20 protein-coding genes are annotated in these 21354 nt (G+C 64.2%); 14 read left to right on the forward strand and 6 right to left on the reverse strand.

Annotated features, from left to right (window positions below; all coding sequences use genetic code 11):
- Window positions 1-36 precede the first annotated feature (36 nt).
- The gene (locus AB3147_RS11550; protein WP_175121941.1) at window positions 37-453 is read right to left on the reverse strand and encodes a cupin domain-containing protein; all 417 of its coding nucleotides are present in this window, start codon (window positions 451-453) and stop codon (window positions 37-39) included.
- A 166-nt stretch (window positions 454-619) separates the two neighbouring features.
- Between AB3147_RS11550 and folC the strand changes: the two genes are divergently transcribed.
- The 4 genes from folC (at window position 620) to purF (ending at window position 4873) form a co-directional block, all read left to right on the forward strand.
- Window positions 620-1930: a bifunctional tetrahydrofolate synthase/dihydrofolate synthase gene (gene folC / locus AB3147_RS11555; RefSeq protein ID WP_367351979.1), complete on the forward strand. Its 1311-nt coding sequence runs from the start codon at window positions 620-622 to the stop codon at window positions 1928-1930.
- A gap of 73 nt (window positions 1931-2003) precedes the next feature.
- Window positions 2004-2834 (forward strand): SPOR domain-containing protein, encoded by an 831-nt coding sequence (locus AB3147_RS11560; protein WP_175121939.1) that lies wholly within the window; start codon window positions 2004-2006, stop codon window positions 2832-2834.
- Window positions 2834-3322 carry a CvpA family protein gene (locus tag AB3147_RS11565; protein ID WP_175186107.1) on the forward strand — a complete coding sequence of 163 codons (489 nt, stop codon included), beginning with the start codon at window positions 2834-2836 and terminating at the stop codon, window positions 3320-3322. The genes AB3147_RS11560 and AB3147_RS11565 overlap by 1 nt, the downstream gene beginning before the upstream one ends.
- A 30-nt stretch (window positions 3323-3352) precedes the next feature.
- Window positions 3353-4873 carry an amidophosphoribosyltransferase gene (purF, locus tag AB3147_RS11570; RefSeq protein ID WP_175121937.1) on the forward strand — a complete coding sequence of 507 codons (1521 nt, stop codon included), beginning with the start codon at window positions 3353-3355 and terminating at the stop codon, window positions 4871-4873.
- A gap of 85 nt (window positions 4874-4958) precedes the next feature.
- Here purF and AB3147_RS11575 read toward each other — a convergent pair whose 3' ends face one another.
- The 5 genes from AB3147_RS11575 to map form a co-directional block, all read right to left on the reverse strand.
- The gene (locus AB3147_RS11575) at window positions 4959-5480 is read right to left on the reverse strand and encodes a M48 metallopeptidase family protein (RefSeq protein ID WP_175121936.1); all 522 of its coding nucleotides are present in this window, start codon (window positions 5478-5480) and stop codon (window positions 4959-4961) included.
- Window positions 5481-5497: 17 nt separating this feature from the next.
- Window positions 5498-5980, reverse strand: a complete 483-nt coding sequence (locus AB3147_RS11580) for a disulfide bond formation protein B (protein ID WP_175121935.1) — start codon at window positions 5978-5980, stop codon at window positions 5498-5500.
- 49 nt (window positions 5981-6029) lie between these two features.
- A complete protein-coding gene (locus tag AB3147_RS11585) occupies window positions 6030-6743 on the reverse strand; it encodes a MarC family protein (protein WP_056570280.1) in 714 nt (237 codons plus the stop codon).
- 68 nt (window positions 6744-6811) lie between these two features.
- Window positions 6812-9418 carry a [protein-PII] uridylyltransferase gene (locus tag AB3147_RS11590; RefSeq protein ID WP_175121934.1) on the reverse strand — a complete coding sequence of 869 codons (2607 nt, stop codon included), beginning with the start codon at window positions 9416-9418 and terminating at the stop codon, window positions 6812-6814.
- A 15-nt stretch (window positions 9419-9433) separates the two neighbouring features.
- Window positions 9434-10255 (reverse strand): type I methionyl aminopeptidase, encoded by an 822-nt coding sequence (gene map, locus AB3147_RS11595; protein ID WP_367351980.1) that lies wholly within the window; start codon window positions 10253-10255, stop codon window positions 9434-9436.
- Between the two features lie 290 nt (window positions 10256-10545).
- Between map and AB3147_RS11600 the strand changes: the two genes are divergently transcribed.
- From AB3147_RS11600 to bamA, 10 genes are all read left to right on the forward strand, one after another.
- Window positions 10546-10746, forward strand: coding sequence for a hypothetical protein (locus AB3147_RS11600; RefSeq protein WP_343736942.1), 201 nt, complete (start codon window positions 10546-10548; stop codon window positions 10744-10746).
- Between the two features lie 457 nt (window positions 10747-11203).
- On the forward strand, window positions 11204-11953 hold the full coding sequence (rpsB, locus tag AB3147_RS11605; protein WP_175121932.1) for a 30S ribosomal protein S2: 750 nt from the start codon (window positions 11204-11206) through the stop codon (window positions 11951-11953).
- A 180-nt stretch (window positions 11954-12133) separates the two neighbouring features.
- Window positions 12134-13012 (forward strand): translation elongation factor Ts, encoded by an 879-nt coding sequence (gene tsf / locus AB3147_RS11610; RefSeq protein ID WP_092582300.1) that lies wholly within the window; start codon window positions 12134-12136, stop codon window positions 13010-13012.
- 180 nt (window positions 13013-13192) lie between these two features.
- Window positions 13193-13909, forward strand: a complete 717-nt coding sequence (pyrH, locus tag AB3147_RS11615; protein WP_054425864.1) for a UMP kinase — start codon at window positions 13193-13195, stop codon at window positions 13907-13909.
- Window positions 13910-13924: 15 nt separating this feature from the next.
- Window positions 13925-14485, forward strand: coding sequence for a ribosome recycling factor (gene frr / locus AB3147_RS11620; RefSeq protein ID WP_056316760.1), 561 nt, complete (start codon window positions 13925-13927; stop codon window positions 14483-14485).
- A gap of 175 nt (window positions 14486-14660) precedes the next feature.
- Window positions 14661-15425 carry a polyprenyl diphosphate synthase gene (gene uppS / locus AB3147_RS11625; RefSeq protein WP_175121931.1) on the forward strand — a complete coding sequence of 255 codons (765 nt, stop codon included), beginning with the start codon at window positions 14661-14663 and terminating at the stop codon, window positions 15423-15425.
- A gap of 51 nt (window positions 15426-15476) precedes the next feature.
- Window positions 15477-16334 carry a phosphatidate cytidylyltransferase gene (locus tag AB3147_RS11630; RefSeq protein WP_175121930.1) on the forward strand — a complete coding sequence of 286 codons (858 nt, stop codon included), beginning with the start codon at window positions 15477-15479 and terminating at the stop codon, window positions 16332-16334.
- Entirely contained in the window at window positions 16331-17530 is a 1200-nt protein-coding gene (locus AB3147_RS11635) for a 1-deoxy-D-xylulose-5-phosphate reductoisomerase (RefSeq protein ID WP_367351981.1), read from the forward strand. The genes AB3147_RS11630 and AB3147_RS11635 overlap by 4 nt, the downstream gene beginning before the upstream one ends.
- A 42-nt stretch (window positions 17531-17572) precedes the next feature.
- Complete coding sequence (rseP, locus tag AB3147_RS11640; protein WP_218343553.1) at window positions 17573-18904, forward strand: RIP metalloprotease RseP; 1332 nt, start codon at window positions 17573-17575, stop codon at window positions 18902-18904.
- A 53-nt stretch (window positions 18905-18957) separates the two neighbouring features.
- Complete coding sequence (gene bamA, locus AB3147_RS11645) at window positions 18958-21294, forward strand: outer membrane protein assembly factor BamA (protein ID WP_175121927.1); 2337 nt, start codon at window positions 18958-18960, stop codon at window positions 21292-21294.
- The last annotated feature ends 60 nt before the right edge of the window (window positions 21295-21354 follow it).

The following is a 21354-nucleotide window of genomic DNA, read 5'->3' on the forward strand; positions in this document are numbered from 1 at the left end:
GCGGCTCTCGCGGCCGCTGCCTGCGCAAACGCCGCGTCAAGCGGCTGAGGGTGGCGCCGGAAAGTCGCGGATCACGCGATCGGGGGATTCTTCGTACGGGGGCGTGTAGATCACCAGCAACCGGGCCGGTTCGTCGCTCGTCACCGTGAAGACGTGGGGGATGTCCGGGGGGAAGTAACAGCAGTCGCCGGGGCCCATGTCGGCCCATTCGTCCTGCACCTGCGCGCGGGCGGTGCCCGAAATCAGGTAACAGACCTGTTCGATGCCGGGGTGTGCGTGCGGCAGGGCGCCTTTGCCCTTTTCGATCACCCCCAGCAACACTTCTACGCCGCGGGCGCCGACGGTCTCCGGGCTGATCAACCGGCGGTTGAGGGTGCCGGTGTGATTGGCGGGGCTGTAGCCCGGTACGTCGGCTTCACGAACAAGCCATTTGGGAGTCGAACGCTGCGTCATGTCTCTTCCTTTTATTTTCCATACATGAATTTATTTTTACGTATGAAAAAAACATGGGCAAGCACTTTTTGCCCGCGGATACCGTGCCGCGCCCTAGGGGATTAGGGAAAACACCGGGCACACGCTGCTAAAATCGCAGGCTGATTTCCTTTCGCGAACCCGCCTCATGTCTTCTGTCCGCACGCCTGACGCCGCCGCCAACCTGTCCGATTGGCTGCAGTACCTGGAGTCCATCCACGCCACGGCGATCGACATGGGGCTGGACCGGGTGCGCCAGGTCGCGGACCGCATGCAACTGACGCTGCCCGGCATCAAATTCGTGGTCGGCGGCACCAACGGCAAGGGTTCCACCTGTGCCATGCTCGAGGCCATCCTGCTTGCGGCTGGCTACAAGGTGGGCCTGTACACCTCGCCGCACCTCATCGACTTCAACGAGCGTGCCCGCGTCAATGGCCAGATCGCCTCCGACCAAGACCTCATCACGCAGTTCCAGGCCGTCGAAGCCGCGCGCGGCGATGTGTCGCTGACTTATTTTGAATTCACCACGCTGGCCATTCTGCGCCTGTTCTCGCAGTCTCGGCTGGACGCGGTGGTGCTGGAAGTCGGCCTGGGCGGACGCCTGGATGCCGTCAACATCGTCGATGCCGACGTCTCCATCGTCACCAGCGTCGACCTGGACCACACCGACTGGCTGGGCGACACGCGCGAAAAAATCGGCTTCGAAAAAGCCCACATCTACCGCAGCGGCCGGCCGGCCATCTGCAGCGATCCCGTCCCCCCGCAGTCGCTGCTGGATCACGTCGAAGCCATCGGTGCAGATCTGTGGCTGTTCGGACGCGACTACAACTATTCCGGCGACCGCCAGCAGTGGGCCTACGGCGGTCGCGAACAGCGCCGCAGCGCGATGGCCTATCCGGCGCTGCGCGGCGCCAACCAACTGCTCAACGCCTCGGCGGCGCTGGCCGCGCTGGAATCCGTGCGCGACCGCCTGCCCGTGCAGCAGCAGGCCGTTCGATTGGGGCTGTTGCAGGCCTCGCTGCCGGGCCGCTTCCAGATCCTGCCGGGTCAGCCCACGGTAATCCTCGACGTCGCGCACAACCCGCACGCCGCGGCCGTGCTGGCGCAAAACCTCGACAACATGGGCTTTCATCCCTACACCCACGCGGTGTTTGGCATGCTGAACGACAAGGACCTCGCCGGCGTGGTGGCCAAGCTGGGCTCCCGGATCGATTACTGGTATTGCGCCGGCCTTCCGGGACCGCGCGGCACGGCCGGCCAGGCGCTCGCGGATCAGGTCGCGGCGGCGCTCCCGCCGCTGCCCGCCGGCAGCGAATCCCCCGGCATCCAGGCCTACGCCGATCCCGCCCAGGCCTTTGCCGCAGCGCGCGAACGGGCAGGGGAGAATGATAGAATCGTGATATTCGGATCGTTTCTCACCGTAGCCTCCGTTTTGCAGGCTCTGGGTCGCAAGGCATAGGCAAATCGGGCCATTCGCGTCATGGCGGCCGCGCCGCCTCAATGCCGCAAGGCGCCGCAAGGAATTCTCTTCCATGGGTTTTTTCAAACGCAAAGATCCCGCCGAGCAGGCGCAGACCTCCAAACGGGCTGCCGTGCCAAGCGAGGTCCAGGCCGCCGAGTTGCGTGGCCGCGCGCGTCGCAGGCTTGCGGGCGCAGTAGCGCTGGTGCTGGCAGCCGTCATCGTCCTTCCCATGGTGCTCGATTCGCAGCCCACGCCGGTCGACGACAACATTCCCATCAAGGTGCCGGAACGCAATACGCCGTTCCAGCCGCAGGTCTCCGAACCCCAGGCCGCCGCACCGACCGAGCCTTCCGCGCCCACCGACCCTGCCGCCGTTCCCACGCCGCCTGGCGTGACGTCCGTGCCGCCGGTGGCCGCCGCGTCCAACACGCCGCCAGCTACGACACACACCACGCCGCCCGCCACGCAGCCGGCCACGCCTGCCGTGCCGCCGGTCACGCCGCCCAAGCCCGAGGTCAAACCCAAGCCCGAGCCGGCCAAGCCCACGACGCCGCCCAAGCCCGAGACGCGCTCGGACGACGGCGCGCGCGCCCTGGCGCTGCTCGAAGGCCGTAACGCCCCGGCGTCCGCGCCCAAGCCCGACACGCCCAAGCCGGCTGCCTCCAAGGGCAACTTCGTGCTGCAGATCGCCGCGTACACCACGTCGGAAGATGCCCAGTCGCGCCGCGGCAAGCTGCATCAGGCCGGGGTCACCAACGCATTTGTCGAGCAGGCCACCATCAATGGCAAGCAGCAGTACCGTCTGCGCGTGGGCCCGTTCCCGTCGCGCGAGGCGGCTCAGGCGGCCCAGGCGCGGTTGCGCACGCTGGGCTATGACAATGGTTTCATCGCCGCCCAATAGTGACCGGCTTCGACTTCGTCGTGCTGGCCATCCTGGCGGTATCGGGTGTGCTGGGCCTGGTGCGCGGCCTGCTCAAAGAGGTGCTGTCGCTGGTCGCCTATCTGCTGGCCTTCGTGGCCGCGATCTGGTGGGGTCCCACGGTCTATACCTGGCTGGAGCCCTATATTGAAACGACGCTGCTGCGCATGGGAGTCTCCTACGCGGCGGTGTTCATTATCGTGTTGCTCGGCGTGGGGTTGGTCAATATGACGCTTGCCGCCCTGATCCGCAGCACCGGACTCAGCCCGGCCGATCACGGCCTGGGCGGAATGTTCGGGCTGGCCCGTGGTCTATTGATTGTGCTGGCGCTGGTCGCCGCCGCAGGGTATACGCCGCTGCCGCAAGAGCCATGGTGGCAGGACGCCATGTTTTCGCATTCGGCCATCGAGGCCATCAAACATATCAAGACGTGGCTGCCGCCAACCCTGGCGACGTGGCTGCCGTACTGATTAGCTTCAAATCAACCAGGAAATCTCACCATGTGTGGAATCGTAGGGGTCATCGGGCGCGGGCCGGTCAACCAGCTGCTCTATGACAGCTTGCTGCTGTTGCAGCATCGCGGGCAGGACGCCGCGGGCATTGCGACGTCGCAAGGCAACCAGTTCAATATGTACAAGGCGCACGGCCTGGTGCGCGACGTGTTCCGCACGCGCAACATGCGCGCGCTGCCCGGCACGTCTGGCGTCGGCCAGGTCCGCTACCCCACCGCAGGCTCCAGCGCCAGCGAAGAAGAGGCCCAGCCTTTCTACGTCAACGCCCCGTTCGGCATCATGTTGTCCCACAACGGCAACCTGACCAACTGGCGCGAACTGCGTGAATCGCTCTATCGCGTCGACCGCCGCCACATCAACACGAACTCCGATTCCGAAGTCCTCCTGAACGTGCTGGCGCACGAGCTGCAATCGGCCGCCAACGGCGTGTCGCTGGACGATGACGCGATGTTCCGCGCGGTTGCCGCCCTGCACAAGCGCGTGCGCGGCGCCTATGCCGTCGTGGCCCAGATTTCCGGTTACGGCCTGCTCGCCTTCCGCGATCCCAACGGCATCCGCCCGCTGTGCATCGGCCGCCAGGAGACCGAAGAAGGCGTGGAATGGATGGCGGCCTCGGAATCCGTGGCCCTCGAAGGCAGCGGTTTCACCTTCGTGCGCGATGTCGAGCCCGGCGAAGCCGTGTTCATCGACCTGGACGGCCGCATGGTCGCCCGCCAGTGCGCCGACAACCCCCAGCTCGTGCCGTGCATTTTCGAGTACGTCTACTTCGCCCGCCCCGATTCGATGATCGACGGCGTGTCGGTGTACGACGCGCGTCTGCGCATGGGTGAATACCTGGCCGACAAGGTTGCGCGCAACATGCGCCTGGGCGACATCGACGTCGTCATGCCGATTCCCGATTCCTCGCGCCCGGCCGCCATGCAGCTGGCCGCGCGTCTGAACCTGGACTATCGCGAAGGGCTCATCAAGAACCGCTACGTGGGCCGTACGTTCATCATGCCGGGGCAGGCCGTGCGCCGTAAGTCGGTGCGCCAGAAGCTCAATGCCATCGGCATGGAATTCAAGGGCAAGAACGTGCTGCTGGTCGACGACTCCATCGTGCGCGGCACGACCAGCCGCGAAATCGTCGACATGGCCCGCGCAGCCGGCGCCAACAAGGTGTACTTCGCCTCGGCCGCGCCTCCGGTGCGCTTCCCCAACGTGTACGGCATCGACATGCCCACGCAAAGCGAACTGATCGCCACCGGCCGTACGGACGAGGAAATCGCCCGCGCGATCGGCGCCGACAGCCTGGTCTACCAGGACCTGCACGATATGCAGCAGGCGGTCCGCGACATCAACCCCAAGCTGACGCGCTTCGAGGCCTCGTGCTTCGACGGCCAGTACATCACCGGCGACATCACGCCCGAGTACCTGGCCCGCCTGGGGCAGTCGCGCTCCGAGCCCGGCAAGGACGAAGACGCGGGCGGTCTGCGCTTCAACATGGGCTACACGTCCGACGACGCCTGATTTCTCCCGGCGTTTCGCGCAGACAAAAATGCCGTCCCTCGGGACGGCATTTTTTTCGTCGGCGGGGCCGCGCCGCAGGCAATGGCTAGCCCTGCGCTTCCCATAGCGGCGTGCGCGTGGCCTCAAGATGCGTGAGGTACAGCCGCAGGTCGAACTCGTACTGATGGTAATGCGGCTCCATGCGCAGGCACATGTTGTAGAACGCCTTGTTGTGGTCCTTTTCCTTCAGGTGAGCCAGTTCGTGCACGGTGATCATCTTCAGGAATTCCGCGGGCACGTTCTTGAACAGCGTCGCCACCCGGATCTCGTGCTTGGCCTTCAGCTTGCCGCCCTGCACGCGCGAGATATAGGTGTGCTGGCCCAGCGCATGCTGGATCACGTGGATCTTGCTGTCGAAAGCCACCTTGTTGATCTGGTCGCCGTTGCGCATGTAGGCGTTCTTCAGGTCCGTCACGTACTGGTACAGCGCCTTGTCGGTGCGCACTTCATGCGCGCCACCCGGATACCGGGCAAGCAGGGCCGCGCCCAGCTTGTCCTGGTCCAGCAGCTTTTGCGCTTGCGCCAGCAGCGGTTCCGGGTAGCCGGTCAGGTATTTCAGCGTCTGCACGGATCGAAGCGGCCGGCTCAGGCGTGGCCGCGCCGGAACACCACCGGCAGGGCCATGAAGAACAGGATCACGAATAGCGCCAGGCTCCACAGGGCGTACTCGACGCCCAGCACCGGCACCTTGGCGTCCATGCAGGTGGCATAGATGCCGAACAGCGGCGGAATGGCGCTTTCCAGCCCAATGCCGGTCATGAAGCGGTCGGCAAACGTCTGGTCGCACGACAGCATGTTGGCGGCAACGCTGTACTGATACCAGGCGGCTACGATGCCGGACAGCGACAAGAGGGCAGCAAGAAAGCCGCAAATGCGCGTCAGCGCGCGTCCGCCGCCAAAGCCGCCGATCAGCGCAACGACGCCGATCACCAGGTAGATCAGGCGCTGCATCACGCACCAGGCGCAGGGCGGCATGTCGAAGACGTGCTGGGAAACGAGGGCGATGCCCACCGCGCCGAAGGAGAAGAGGGCGATCAGGCGGAGCAGGCGTTCTGAGCGAGAGGTCATTGTTGCGTTGGAATGAGTTGGACGAAGCCGGCGCGGCGGCCGGACTTGCTTAGGCCTTCGGGACGGGAATTGGTTGCATCACCTGCGTCAGCACGCTCAGGAGCAGTTCCCGCGCGCCTTCCCAGAAAATCTGCACCCCCAGGCACAGCATGATGAAGGCCGATAACCGCATGAAGACCGCCGTGCCGTTATCGCCCAGGCGATGCAGCATCTGCGCCGCAAAGCGCAGGCAGACGTAAAGCGTCAGGGACACGACGATGATGCCGGGAATGGACCCCGCCAGCCGCACCAGGCTCCATGCGTGGTTCGTGTCCCGCAGCGAGACGCCCACCGTGATGGCGGCCGCGATGGAGCCGGGGCCGCAACTGATGGGGAAGGTCAGCGGATAGAACGCGCGCGCCTTCGCCATCTCGGGCGTGAACGATTCTGCCATGCGCGCCACCCGCTCGGTGTCGGCATCTGGCGAGTTCACCAGCCGCCAGGCGCTGGCGATCACCAGCATGCCCCCGCCCACGCGCACGATGGACAGCGAGATGCCGAAAAAACTGAGGAGCACGTTGCCCGCCACCATGGCCACGATCAGCATCAGGCACACATTGATCGCGACCCGCTTGGCCAGCACCACCCGCGTGGCCGAGGACGCGCCCTCGGTCAGCGAAAGAAAGATGGGGGCGATCGCAGGCGGATTCAGGAACGGCAGCAGGGTGGCCAGCGCGAAGAAAAAGCTGCCACCGAAAATGCGCAGATAGTCGTTGAGCTGCATGTGAGCAAGCATCGCCTGGCCGAAAACCCGGATTGTATGCGGTCCGGGCCGGGTCTGGCGATGCCGGGTCAGGCAGCGCGCTGCTGGGCCTCGTCGCCCGACAGCGCGTCAAGGATGTCGCGTTCGAACTGCATCTGGCTGCGGGGGCGCGCCAGTGCGGATCCATCCACAATGAACACGTCTTCCACGCGGTCGCCCAGCGTCATGATCTTGGCCATGAGCAGGTTGATCTCGTGACGCGCAAAGACGCGCGCCAGGGCGTGCAGCAGCCCGGGGCGGTCGGTCGCCGTGACGGACAGGCGCCATGACGTGCTGCGCTCGTCCGGCTGCAGTTCGGCCTGGGGCATGACCGGAAACACGCGAGACACGCGGGATTGCCGGCCACGACCGTACCAACCGCCGCGGCCGGGCTGGGCCTGCGCGGCCGCCTGCGGATCCTTCAGGCGTTCGGCAAGCTCGTGTTCGACCAGCGTGGCCTGCGCCCGCAGGTCGCTGGCGCCCTCCGGCAGCAGAACGATGAAGCTGTCCAGCGCCCAGCCATGGCGGGTCGTGTGGATGCGCGCGTCCTGAATGGACAGCGACTTGGCGTCGAAATAACCGCAAATGGCGACAAACAGGTCGGGGGCGTCGCGCGTGTAGACCATGATCTGCAGGCCTTCGCCCTGCTCGGTGGGGCGCGCCTTGACCACGGCTTTGGCCGGCGCGACCTGGTGATACAGGTGGCGCGTGTGCCAGGCGATGTCGGACGCGTCATGGCGCAGGAAATACGCCACGTCGAGCTGATTCCAGAACGCCTCGCGCGCGTCGTCGCGCAGGCCGGCCAGCCGGGTCAGCCGCGCTGCTTCTTCCTTGCGCTCGGCCAGGACGGTGTGGGCGTCGGCATGGGCGCCGCCCAGCGCCGCCAGCGTCAGCTTGTACAGATCTTCCAGCAGCTTGCCCTTCCAGGCGTTCCAGACCTTGGGGCTGGTGCCGCGAATGTCCGCCACCGTCAGCAGATACAGCGCCGTCAGATGGCGCTCGTCCTTCACCGTGGCGGCGAATTCCTGCACGACGTCCGGATCGGACAGATCGCGCTTTTGCGCCACCGCCGACATCAGCAGATGCTGACGCACCAAAAACTCGACCAGTTTCGCGTCTTCCGGGTCCATGCCGTGATCCGCTGCGAACTTGCGCACTTCGCGCGCACCCAGTTCGGAATGATCGCCGCCGCGGCCCTTGGCGATGTCGTGAAACAGCGCCGCCACGTACAGCAGCCAGTGCCGGTCCAGCCCGGCGATCAACTGGCTGGCCAGCGGATATTCCTGCGCGTGCTCGGGCATGGTGAATCGCCGCAGGTTGCGCACCACCGCCAGCGTGTGCTGGTCCACCGTATAGGCATGGAAAAGGTCGTGCTGCATCTGGCCCACGATGCGGCGGAACACCGGCAGATAACGCGGCAGGATGTTCAGCATGGTCATGCGCCGCAGTTCGTGCACGATGCCGCGCGGCTGCTGCAGGATCTGCAGGAACAGCTTGCGGTTGACCGGGTTGCGGCGGAACTGCGCGTCGATGCGGTGACGAGAATGCCAGATGGCGCGCAGCGTGCGCGCCGACATGCCGGTCAGCTCGGGGTGCTGCTGCATCACCAGGAAGGCGCGCAGCAGCAGGGTGGGATTGCGCTCGAAGCCGTCGTCCCGAATGATGTCCAGGCGGTCGCGCAGGTTGCGGAAATCGTCATCGATGTCGCGCGCGTCGCTGTCGGGGCGCGGGAACAGCCGTTCCTCGATGTTCTGCACCAGGATGCCGTTCAGCTGCGTCACGAGCCGCGCCGCCCAGTAGTAGCGCTGCATCAGCAGTTCGCTGCCCCGCCGCGTGGCGGTGGCGTGGATGCCGTAGACCTCGGCTAGCGCAGGCTGCAGATCGAACAGCACCCGGTCTTCGCGCCGGTTGGCCAGCAGATGCAGTTCAATGCGCAGGCGCTTGAAAGCCTGCTCGGCCTTGCGCAGGTCGCGCGCCTCGGACGAGGTCAGCAACCCCGCCTGCGCCACCGAGCGCCAGTTATTGCCGAAACCGGCTGCACGCGCCATCCATAGAATGACCTGCAGATCGCGCAAGCCGCCCGGCGATTCCTTGCAATTGGGCTCCAGCGCGTACGGGGTGTCGTGGTAGCGCGCATGGCGCTGCTGCATTTCGACGCGCTTGGCCAGAAAGAACGCCTGCGGATCAAGCCGGGACTTGGTCGCGGCATCGAATTTGCGCATCAGCACACGGCTGCCGGCCAGCCAGCGGGATTCCAGCAGCGCGGTTTCCACGGTGATGTCCGCGTCCGCCTCGCGCTCGCAATCCTCGATGGTGCGCACGCTGTGGCCGGGCTCCAGTCCCAGATCCCACAGCGAAGCCACCAGTTTTTCGATCGCGCTTTCTTCGTCCGGCGTCGGGGCGTGGGGCAGCAGGATCAGCAGGTCGACGTCGGAATGGGGGTAGAGCTCGCCACGGCCATAACCGCCCACGGCAGCCAGCGTGGCGCCGATCGGCAGCGGACAATGCTTGACCAGATCCCGCAGGGCGGCATCCACGATGCGTCGCAATTCGGTCAGCAGGATGTCCGGCCGTTCGTGTTCCCGGAACTGGGCCACCGCGGCCCGCCGGGATTCCTGGATACGTTCGCGCAGCTTGGTAAGGATTTCGGCGGTCATGGGTGGCTGCGGGCTTCAGACGGCGGGAATGACGATGGGTTCGGTGATGAACGCGGGCGGCTGGGGCATGCCGGGCGAGAGGGTCAGGACCTCGTAGCCGGTTTCCGTCACGCAGACGGCGTGTTCCCATTGCGCGGACAGGCTGTGGTCGCGGGTGACGACGGTCCAGCCGTCGGCCAGTTGGCGGATCTCGCGGCGTCCGGCGTTGATCATGGGCTCGATGGTGAACAGCATGCCGGTTACCAGCTTCACGCCCGTGCCGGGCTTGCCGTAGTGCAGCACCTGCGGGTCTTCATGGAAGCGTTCGCCGATGCCGTGGCCGCAGAATTCGCGCACCACCGAGAAGCCGTTCGATTCGGCGTGCTTCTGGATCGCATTGCCGATGTCGCCCAGTGTGGCGCCGTTCTTGACCTGCTGGATGCCTTTCCACATGCACTCGAACGTGATGTCGGACAGGCGCCGGGACAGAATGGACTGCTCGCCCACCGCGTAAATCCGGCTCGTGTCGCCAAACCAGCCATCCTTGATGATGGTGACGTCGATGTTCAATGAGTCCCCGTTTTTCAGGACCTTGTCGCCCGGGATGCCGTGACACACCTGATGGTTGACCGAGGTACAGATGGCGCCGGGGAAGGGCGGGTAGCCCGGGGGCGCATAGCCGACCGTGGCGGACTTCACCTTGAGCTCGTCGGTCAGGTATTCCAGGCACAGGCGGTCGAGTTCGCCCGTGGTGACCCCCGGCTTGACGTGCGGGGTGATGAAATCGAGAACTTTGGCGGCGTCCTGGCAGGCGGCGCGCATCTTGGCCAGGTCGGCCGGATTGGTGATTGTGCCCATGGAATGCTTGCGACGAGTCGCTTGAATGTCTGCTTGAAAGAATAGTAGAATTATAGGCTTCCCTAAAAATTTGGGGAGCAATCGGGTTACCGGCAAGAAGAGTCAGGACAAGAACATCCATCAGGGTGGGAACATCCGGCTCCCAGCCAAACCCGGCGGGTGCTGGCCTTTGGGTCCAAAGCACAGGTCTAGAGCATAGGTTCTAGTGCACGCCCGGCAGGAAGTCTGGTTTCGCGCGGTTCTTTCTTGAGATCCCGTAGCAAGCCCTGAAGTTTCACCGCAAGCGAAGGTTGTGGAGCGAATTCGGGCAGGCTGCTGGTGTTGAGGAAAAAGTGGGCGACAAACGGAAATCCGGCTGGATGCGCTTAGGGCATGAAGCTTTTGGCATGGCGCTTGGGGCATGGATGCTGACACTGGCTGGGTGCGGTGTGCTTGCAAGCCCGGAAGTGTTTTCGAGCGGCGATGCAGGTTCGGTATGGGCGCTGGATTAAGTTCTTGGAATATTGCTTAGAAGCGTGTGCTGAAAAGCGTGTGCTGAAAAGCGCATCCTGAAAGGGATCCTTAAGAACTGCCACAGCGGCCTGATGCGCGGGCGGGCCTAGCGGCCACGTTTGCGAAGAACTGGATTTCGCCGCCAACAAAACAACTCCGGGTGCGTCTCGAAGAAACTTCCAGGAAACTCCTGGAGTGTCGGACAGCCGCAATGCAAGTCTCTTGTCGTGTGGCGGCCGTCTGGGTTTATCGCGGCAGCGTAGTAGAAGTCGTTAAAGGCGCGCCGCTACAGGCAACACGCCTGGAGCGTCGTAGTTATTGCGGCAGTGATCGGCCGGCCCGGTTAAAATTTTTGTCATCCCGCGTTTTTGCGGGAAATCGCGCGCAACACCACCCAGGGTGTCAGCAGGATGCTGATGCAGGTGCGGCGCAAGAAACCAACCCTTGGAGAATTAAATGTCTTTGATGCGCGAAATGCTGGAAGCGGGTGTCCACTTTGGTCACCAGACCCGTTACTGGAACCCCAAGATGTCGCAGTACATCTTCGGCCACCGCAACAAGATTCACATCATCAACCTCGAAAAGACGGTTGATAAGTACCAGGAAGCCACCAAGTTCGTGAAGCAGCTGGCTGCTCGCGGCGGCAACATCCTGTTCGTCGGCACGAAGCGCGCCGCTCGCGAGCTGGTCGCCGCTGAAGCCGCCCGTTGCGGCATGCCCTTCGTCGACGCCCGCTGGCTCGGCGGCATGCTGACCAACTTCAAGACGGTCAAGACCTCGGTCAAGCGCCTGAAGGACATGGAAGCCGTTGTCGCCGAAGGCGGCGCCGAGCGCATGATCAAGAAGGAAGGCCTGCTGTTCCAACGCGAACTGGACAAGCTGAACAAGTCGATCGGCGGCATCAAGGACATGAACGGTCTGCCCGATGCCATGTTCGTGATCGACGTCGGCTACCACAAGATCGCCATCGCCGAAGCCAAGACGCTGGGCATCCCCGTGGTCGCCGTGGTTGACACCAACCACTCGCCCGAAGGTATCGACTACGTCATCCCCGGCAACGACGACTCGGCCAAGGCCATCGCGCTGTACGCCAAGGGCATCGCCGACGCCGTCCTGGAAGGCCGCGAGCAAAACCTGAACGGTCTGGTCGAAGAACTGGGCGAAGGTCAGGAAGAGTTCGTCGAAGTTCAAGACAACCAGGCCTAAGCCGGTTGTCATGTCCGGCGGGTAAGGTCTGGAAGCGGTGCCGAAACCGGCCCGTTTCCGCCCCGCCGGCGCTGCGAAGCTGGGCTCCCATCTTCCAGGCCCGCCCAGTGCGGGCGTCCCATCGAATCAAATCACAGCCCCGGCCCGCCGGGGCGTGTCTTAGCAAAATTTGGAGCAAACATGGCTGAAATTACCGCTGCCCTGGTCAAGGAACTGCGCGAAAAGACTGACGCGCCCATGATGGAATGCAAGAAGGCCCTGACGGAAGCCGAAGGTGACCTGGCCCGCGCCGAGGAAATCCTGCGCGTCAAGCTGGGCAACAAGGCCAGCAAGGCTGCTGCCCGCGTCACCGCCGAAGGCCTGATCGGTCTGTTCATCTCCGCCGACGCCAAGAAGGGCGCCGTCATCGAAATCAACTGCGAAACCGACTTCGTCGCCAAGAACGACGACTTCGTCGGCTTCGTGAACAAGCTGGCCGAACTGGTCGCGACGCAGAACCCGGCCGACGTCGCCGCGCTGTCGGCACTGCCGTACGGTGAAGGCACTGTCGAAACCACCCGCACCGCCCTGATCGGCAAGATCGGCGAAAACATCTCGATCCGCCGCTTCGAGCGCATCGAGACCGCCAACTCGCTGGCCAGCTACGTGCACGGCGGCAAGATCGGCGTGCTGGTCGAATACACCGGCGCCGAAGAAGTGGGCAAGGACCTGGCGATGCACATCGCCGCCACCAAGCCCAAGGCCCTGAACGCCGACGGCGTGAACCCGGCCGACATCGCCGCCGAGCGCTCGGTTGCCGAGCAGAAGGCCGCTGAATCCGGCAAGCCGGCCGACATCGTCGCCAAGATGGTGGAAGGCTCGGTCGTGAAGTTCCTGAAGGAAGTGACGCTGCTGTCGCAGCCCTTCGTCAAGAGCGACAAGCACACGGTCGAACAGCACCTGAAGGAAAAGGGCGCGTCGATCAGCAAGTTCGTGCTGTTCGTCGTCGGCGAAGGTATCGAGAAGAAGACCAGCGACTTTGCCGCTGAGGTTGCCGCCGCCGCCGCTGGCGCCGCCTGACCTCTAGGTAGTGCTTAAAGGCCGGCGCTAGATTAAATTCTAGTCCGGCCTTTTTCGCCGCATGGGCTCCCAAAGGCAGACGCCTCGGGGGGCGCCCAACCCGCCTCGCGGGCGCGGCGCTGGGGGTCAACCCCATTCTTGACTTACACTTTCGTCGGATTGTTCTTCGGGATATCACCTATGAGCAGCAGGGCATACAAACGGGTTCTTCTCAAACTTTCCGGCGAGGCGCTGATGGGCGACGATGCATTCGGCATCAATCGCTCCACCATCGTCCGTATGACCGATGAGATCGCTGAAGTCGCCGCCACGGGCGTCGAACTGGCCATCGTCATCGGCGGAGGCAACATCTTCCGTGGCGTCGCCCCGGGTGCGCAGGGCATGGACCGCGCGACCGCCGACTACATGGGCATGATGGCCACCATCATGAACGCGCTTGCGCTGCAAGACGCGCTCAAGCACAAGGGTATCGACACCCGGGTACAATCCGCGCTGAATATCGATCAGGTCGTCGAGCCCTACATCCGGCCGAAGGCTTTGCGCTACCTCGAAGAGGGCAAGGTCGTGATCTTCGCCGCGGGCACCGGCAACCCCTTCTTCACCACCGATACGGCTGCGGCACTGCGCGGCGCCGAGATCGGCGCGGAGATCGTGCTGAAGGCCACCAAGGTGGACGGCATCTACAGCGCGGATCCCAACAAGGATCCCACCGCAACGCGCTATGCACGCATCAGCTTCGACGAGGCGATCGTCCGCCGTCTGGAAGTCATGGACGCCACCGCCTTTGCGCTGTGCCGCGACCAGAAACTGCCGATCAAGGTGTTTTCGATCAATAAGTCCGGCGCGCTCAAGCGAGTCGTGAGCGGCGAGGACGAAGGCACGTTGGTACACGTTTAAAGAAAAGGAAATTCCATGAGCGCAGCAGAAATCCGCAAATCCGCCGAGGCCAGAATGGCCAAGTCGCTTGATACGCTCAAGACCAACCTGGCCAAGATCCGCACGGGCCGCGCCCACACCGGCATCCTGGACCACGTGCAGGTCGAATACTACGGTTCGCCCGTGCCGGTGGGCCAGGTCGCCAACGTGAACCTGGTCGACGCCCGCACCATCAGCCTGCAGCCGTACGAAAAGCACATGGCCGGCCCGATCGAAAAGGCCATCCGTGAGTCGGACCTGGGTCTGAACCCCATCTCCATGGGCGACACGATCCGCGTGCCGATGCCCGCGCTGACCGAAGAGCGCCGCCGCGACCTGACCAAGGTCGTGCGCAGCGAAGGCGAAGACGCCAAGATCGCGGTGCGGAACCTGCGCCGCGAGGCCAACGAAGCGCTCAAGAAGCTGGTCAAGGACAAGGAAATCTCCGAGGACGACGAGCGTCGTTCGCAAGATGACGTCCAGAAGCTGACGGATCGCGCCGTCGCCGACATCGACAAGATGGTCGTCCAGAAAGAAGCCGAAATCATGACCGTATAATCCCAGCACGCCACGAGGCGCCGCATTGCGGCCCGCCTGGCGTCAGGATTTCATTGCACATGCGCCGTCCCGTCCATTGCCTCGCGGTACTTCCTCGTAGCGATGGAATCGACGGCGCAGGTTTTTTCCCGTATTCGTCTTTTTCGCCGGTCCGCCGCGCGCAGTCCCCAAACTAATGGCAACCAGTTCGACTCAGGCGGTCCCCGATATCCGTGACATCCCCGAGCACGTCGCCATCATCATGGATGGCAACGGACGCTGGGCGACGCGGCGCCTGCTGCCTCGCACTGCCGGGCATGCCAAGGGCGTGCAGGCCGTCCGGCGCGTGGTCGAGGCCTGCGGACGCGCAGGCGTGCGTTACCTGACGTTGTTCGCGTTCAGTTCCGAGAACTGGCGCCGACCGGCCGAAGAGGTGTCGCTGCTGATGCGCCTGTTCGTGCAGGCGCTTGAGCGTGAAGTCGGCAAGCTGCAAGAGCAGGGCGTGCGTCTGCACGTGATCGGCGACCTAAGCGCCTTCGAGCCGCGCCTGCGCGAGCTCATTGCCGCTGCCCAGGAACGCACCGCGCACAACGACCGGCTGCACCTGACTGTCGCCGCCAACTACGGCGGCCGTTGGGACATCCTGCAAGCCACCCGAGCCATGCTGGCGGCCGAGCCCGACCTCGCGGCGCACCCGGACCGGGTGGACGAAGAGCGCCTTTCCAGGCATCTTTCCATGGCATGGGCTCCCGAGCCCGACCTGTTCATCCGCACCGGCGGCGAACAGCGCATTTCCAATTTCCTGATCTGGCAGATGGCGTACGCGGAGTTCTACTTCACGGATCGCTATTGGCCGGATTTCGGCGCCAATGAACTCATGGCCGCCTTTGATTGGTACCGCACGCGCGAGCGCCGCTTCGGCCGCACCAGCGCCCAAGTCAGCGAAGCCGCCGCCAAATAGGCTGATCGCGACGCGCGCGTCTTTCCAGGCAGCACAAGAGGAGACCGTCACATGCTGGGCCAGCGTATCGTTACCGCCGTCGTTTTGTTGGCCATTCTGGCCGCCGCCATGGCGAGCGCCAATCCATGGTGGTTCGTCGCGTTGCTGGCCCTTGCGGCCGCCTGCGCCAATTGGGAGTGGCTGCGCCTGACGCTGCCGCAACCGCCATCCCCCGTCATTTCCATCGGCGTCGCCGTGCTGCTGTTCGCCGGCATGCTGGTGCTGACCTCCGCCTGGCTGGCGGGCGACCGTAGCGGCGCCGGCGATCCGGGCTGGGTGCTGCGCTACCTGGTTCCTGCCGTCTCGGCCGTCTGGCTGTTCGGCGGCGTGGCCGCCGTGGTGCGCGGGCGTTCCGATGCGCCGCCGGCCAGTCTGGCCTGGTCGGTCTTCTCCGTGCCGGCCGCGTTTGCCGCCTGGGCGGTTCTGGCCCAGATGTACGTGGCGCGCGGCGCGGTGTTCGTCGTGTCCCTCCTCGCCCTCGTCTGGGTGGCTGATATTGCGGCATATTTTGCCGGCCGGGCCTTCGGCAAGCGTAAACTGGCTCCGCGCGTGAGTCCCGGCAAGACCATTGAAGGCGCCATTGCCGGCGTCCTGGGCGCGGTGGTGTGGATTGGCTTGTCCAGCCTGTGGGACGGCACCTTCGGTCATGCCCTGGTCGAACGCTGGACCTTCTGGCTTGCATTGCCGATCGCCGCTGTTCTGGGCGTGCTGTCCATTGTGGGAGACCTGTTCGAATCGCTGCTCAAGCGACGCGCGGGCCGCAAGGATTCCAGCACGCTCTTGCCTGGCCATGGCGGTGTGTATGACCGCATCGATGCGATCCTGCCCGTCGCGCCGTTCGCGCTACTTTTGTCTGGAGTCTTGTTTTGACGGCTTTTCAACGTGTCGTCGTGCTGGGATCGACCGGATCCATCGGTGAAAGCACGCTGGACGTAATTGCTCGCCACCCGGAGCGGATGGCGGTTTATGCGCTGTCGGCGCACAGCCGGATGCAGCGCCTTGCCGAGCAGGCGCTGGCCAGCCGGGCCGCCGTCGTGGTGGTGCCCGACACCGCCGCCCGTCAGAAATTCATCGACGCGTGGCCGGGCGGACAGCCCATGCCCGAAATCCGCGTCGGCGCGCAGGCGCTGGCCGACACGGCCGCGGATACCCAATGCGACGCCGTCATGGCCGCCATCGTTGGCGCCGCAGGCTTGCCGTCTGCACTGGCCGCCGCGCGTGCAGGCAAGCGCGTATTGCTGGCCAACAAAGAGGCGCTGGTTGCCGCCGGCACGCTGTTCATGCAGGCAATCCGCGATAACGGCGCCGAACTGCTGCCTATCGATAGCGAACACAACGCCATCTTCCAGTGCTTGCCGCACCAAGGACGCGCCGATGCGCCGCATAGTCCGGCAAAGGGTGTGCGGCGCCTGTTGCTGACCGCGTCGGGCGGCCCGTTCCGCGGGCGCGATCTCGAAGACCTGCACGACGTCACCCCCGAGCAAGCTTGCGCCCATCCCAACTGGAGCATGGGCCGCAAGATCTCCGTCGACTCGGCCACCATGCTGAACAAAGGCCTCGAGGTCATCGAAGCCCATTGGCTGTTCGCAATGCCCGCCGATCGGATCGACGTGGTGGTGCACCCGCAGAGCGTCGTGCATTCAATGGTTGAGTACGACGACGGCTCCGTTCTCGCGCAGTTGGGACAGCCCGACATGCGCACGCCCATTGCCTACGGTCTTGGATTCCCCGATCGCATCGAGAGCGGCGTCGGTCCGCTGGACCTGACCCGCCACGGCCGGCTCGACTTTGAAAAGCCGGATCTGACCCGGTTTCCTTGCCTGGCCCATTCGTTCGCCGCAATGCGGGCGGGGCAGGGCGCCTGCGTGGCGCTCAACGCCGCGAATGAAGTTGCGGTCGACGCCTTCCTGGAAGGCCGGCTTGCCTATACCTGGATTCCGCGGGTCATCGAGGCGGCGCTCGAGTGGCAAGCACGGCAGGCATCTGTTACGCTCAGCAGTCTTGACGACGTACTTGCGCTTGACGCCGAGGCGCGCGCCTTTTCGGGCAACCTCGGACTGGCCTGATAGCGGGCCGCGCCTGCCTCTGATTTCCTAGATTCCGACCCCATGCTTTTCACCCTGCTGGCCTTTGCCGTAGCGCTTGGCTCACTGATCATTTTCCATGAGCTTGGGCACTATTGGGTTGCCCGCCTGTGTGGCGTGAAGGTCCTGCGTTTCTCAGTTGGCTTTGGCAAGGTCATCCTGCGCCGCACCGACCGGCACGGCACCGAATGGGCGGTTTCCGCGCTGCCGCTGGGCGGTTACGTCAAGATGCTGGACGACGCGCCGCCCGGGGCTTCGCCCGCCGTGGCGGCGTCGGCGTTCAACACCAAGCCGGTCGGGCAGCGCATCGCCATCGTGGCGGCCGGTCCCATCTTCAATCTGATACTTGCGGTGTTTCTGTATGCGGGCCTGAATATGGCCGGCACCGAGGAGCCCGTCGCCATCATCGCGCCGCCCGCCGCCGAGACGCCTGCCGCCCGCGCGGGTCTGCAGGGCGGCGATCGCATCCTGGCCATCGACGGCCAGGAAGTCGCATCGTGGTCCGACGCCCGCTGGCGCCTGATGGACGTGATGTCCACCGGTGGGCGCGCCAGCATCGAGGTCAGCACCCCGTCCGGCGCCGTTCAGCAGCGCGAACTCGACCTTCCCCCCAACACGATGGACCCGGCCGAGGGCGACCCGCTCGCCGCCGCTGGTGTTCGTCTGGCTCAACCCAAGCCCGCGGTGCGCGCCGTGATCGACGGCGGTGAAGGGCAGGCCGCGGGCCTGCGCGCCGGCGATCTGGTCGTGGCCGTGAATGGCCAGCCGGCCCCTGATACCGGCGCACTCGTCAAGCAGATCCAGGAAAGCGCCGGGAAGCCGCTTGCGCTTACCGTGGTGCGCAACGGCGCCAGCGTCACCCTGAACGTCACGCCTCGCCCCGAAGTCGTCAACGGCCAGGAGATCGGCCGCGTCGGCGTGCAGCTGGGCGGCAACGTGCCGATGGTGACGGTGCGCTATGGCGTCTTCGACAGCCTGTGGCGCGGCGCCGTCCGCACCTGGGATACCGCCTGGTTTTCGCTGCGCATGATGGGCAGGATGGTGACGGGCGACGTGTCGTGGCGCAATGTCAGCGGTCCGGTCACGATTGCCGACTATGCCGGCCAGACCGCCCGGATTGGCATTGTTGCGTATATCGCCTATATCGCATTGATCAGTATCAGCCTTGGCGTTTTAAATTTGCTTCCCATTCCTATGCTGGATGGTGGCCATCTGCTGTACTATCTCGTCGAAATTGTGCGGGGCAGCCCCCCGCCTGCCAGATGGATCGACATCGGACAACGCGCTGGCATAGGCATATTGGCGAGCCTTATGGGGCTTGCGCTGTTCAACGATTTCACGCGTTTGTTCACTTGAACGCGATTTAGCATAAAATCCCCCGCCATTTGCACGACCGAGGATACTCAAGGATGTCTTTTCGCCGGATGTTTCAACACAAAAAGGGTGTACTGCCGGGTCTCGTTGCCGCCGCATTGATGTTGCCGGCCTTGGCCCACGCCTTCGAACCCTTTGTCGTGCGGGATATCCGCGTAGAGGGTATTCAACGAACCGACGCCGGCACCGTCTTTGGTTATCTTCCCGTCAAAGTCGGCGAGAAATTCACCGAAGAAGAGGCCACTGAAGCCATTCGCCGCTTGTATGGCACGGGCTTTTTCACCGACGTTCAGATCCAGACGGACAATAATGTCGTCGTCGTGGTCGTCCAGGAACGTCCGACCATCGCCTCCGTTAATTTCAACGGCATGCGCGAGTTCGACTCCAAGGCCATCACCACGTCGCTCGCCCAGGTCGGTTTTGCGGAAGGCCGCATTTTCGACCGCTCCATGCTCGAGCGCGCTGAATACGAACTGAAACAGCAGTATCTGTCCAAGGGCAAATACGGCGTCGAAGTCACCTCCACCGTCACGCCGCTGCCGCGCAATCGCGTCGGCGTCAGTTTCGATGTGTTCGAGGGCTCGGTCGCCCGCATCCAGGAAATTCGTTTCGTCGGCAATAAAGCCTTCTCGGAAAGCGATCTGCTGGACGAATTCAAGCTCACCACCCCAGGCTGGCTGACCTGGTACACGGATACCGACAAATACTCGCGCGAAAAGCTCGAGGGCGACCTCGAACGCCTGCGCTCGTTCTACCTGGATCAGGGTTACCTTGAGTTCTCGGTCGAGCCGCCGCAAGTCACCATTTCGCCGGACCGCAAGGATATCCGCATCACGATCACCGTCCATGAAGGCGAGCCCTACAAGGTGCGCAGCGTAAAGCTGGCGGGCAACCTGCTGGGCCTGGACAAGGAAATCAACGACCTGGTGCAGATCAAGGCTGGCGAGACCTTCTCGGCCGCCAAGACCAACGATTCCGCCAAGGCGATCACCGACTACCTGGGTGAACTGGGCTACGCGTTCGCCAACGTCAACCCGAACCCGCAGCTCGACCGCGCCAAGCACGAAGCCGACCTGACCTTCTACGTCGATCCGAGCCGCCGCGTGTATGTGCGCCGCATCCAGATCGGCGGCAACACCCGTACCCGCGACGAAGTCGTGCGCCGCGAAATGCGCCAGCAGGAAGCCGCTTGGTACGACGCTGCCGACATCAAGACTTCGCGCGACCGCGTCGACCGCCTGGGTTACTTCAGCGACGTCAATGTCAAGACCGATCCGGTCCCGGGCTCGCCCGACCAGGTCGACGTCAACGTCGACGTGAAGGAAAAGCCCACCGGCATGATCAATCTGGGCGTGGGCTACGGCTCGTCCGAAAAGGCGATTCTGTCGGCTGGCATCAGCGAAGACAACGTCTTCGGCAGCGGCACCAACCTGACGCTGCAACTGAACACCAGCAAGACGAACCGCGCGGTGGTGCTGTCGCACACCGATCCGTACTGGACCAAGGACGGCATCAGCCGCACCACATCCGCGTACTACCGCGTGACCGAGCCCTGGAACAACAACGACGGCGATTACCGCGTCAAGGCCATGGGCCTGGGCATGAACTTCGGTATCCCGATCTCGGAGTATGACCGCGTCTTCCTGGGCGCCAACTTCGAACGCAACCAGATCGACCTGTACAACAACTCGCCGGCGGCCTACGAGCACTTCGTCGACCAGTATGGCGATTCGACCAATTCGGTGATTTTCAGCGCCGGCTGGTCCAAGGACACGCGTGACAGCGCGCTGGCGCCGACCAAGGGTTCGTACACGCGCCTGAAGGCCGACCTGTCGACGGTCGACCTGCAATACACCATGCTGACCGCGCAGCAGCAGTACTACGTGCCGCTGGGCGGCTCGTACACGCTGGCGCTCAACGGCATGGTTGATTGGGGCCGGAGCTACGGCAGCAACGATTACCCGGTCATCAAGAACGTCTATGCCGGCGGTATCGGCACCGTCCGCGGCTATGAAGGCTCGTCGCTGGGTCCGCGCGACGTCAAGACGGGCGACTACCTGGGCGGCACGCGCCGCATCGTGGCAAACGCGCAGCTCTACCTGCCGTTCCCGGGCGCGTCCAAGGACCGCACGTTGCGTTGGTTCATTTTCAGCGACGCCGGTCAGGTGTCGGCAGGCAGCGGCCTCTCCTGCACGGGCGGCCGGGACAATACCGAGGTCGAAGATCCGTGCGGCTGGCGTTTCTCGGCGGGCGTGGGCCTGTCCTGGCAATCGCCGATGGGTCCGCTGCAGTTGTCTTATGCGCGGCCGCTCAATTCCAAGCCGGGCGACGACAAGCAAAGCTTCCAGTTCCAGATCGGGACCGGATTCTAAGCGAGGCGTTACTCTTGAAAACAAGGGCAGGGCCCACCGGCCCAGCGTCCTTGCTGTTTA

The organism is Achromobacter animicus (genome assembly GCF_040775605.1).
Lineage (GTDB): Bacteria > Pseudomonadota > Gammaproteobacteria > Burkholderiales > Burkholderiaceae_B > Achromobacter > Achromobacter animicus.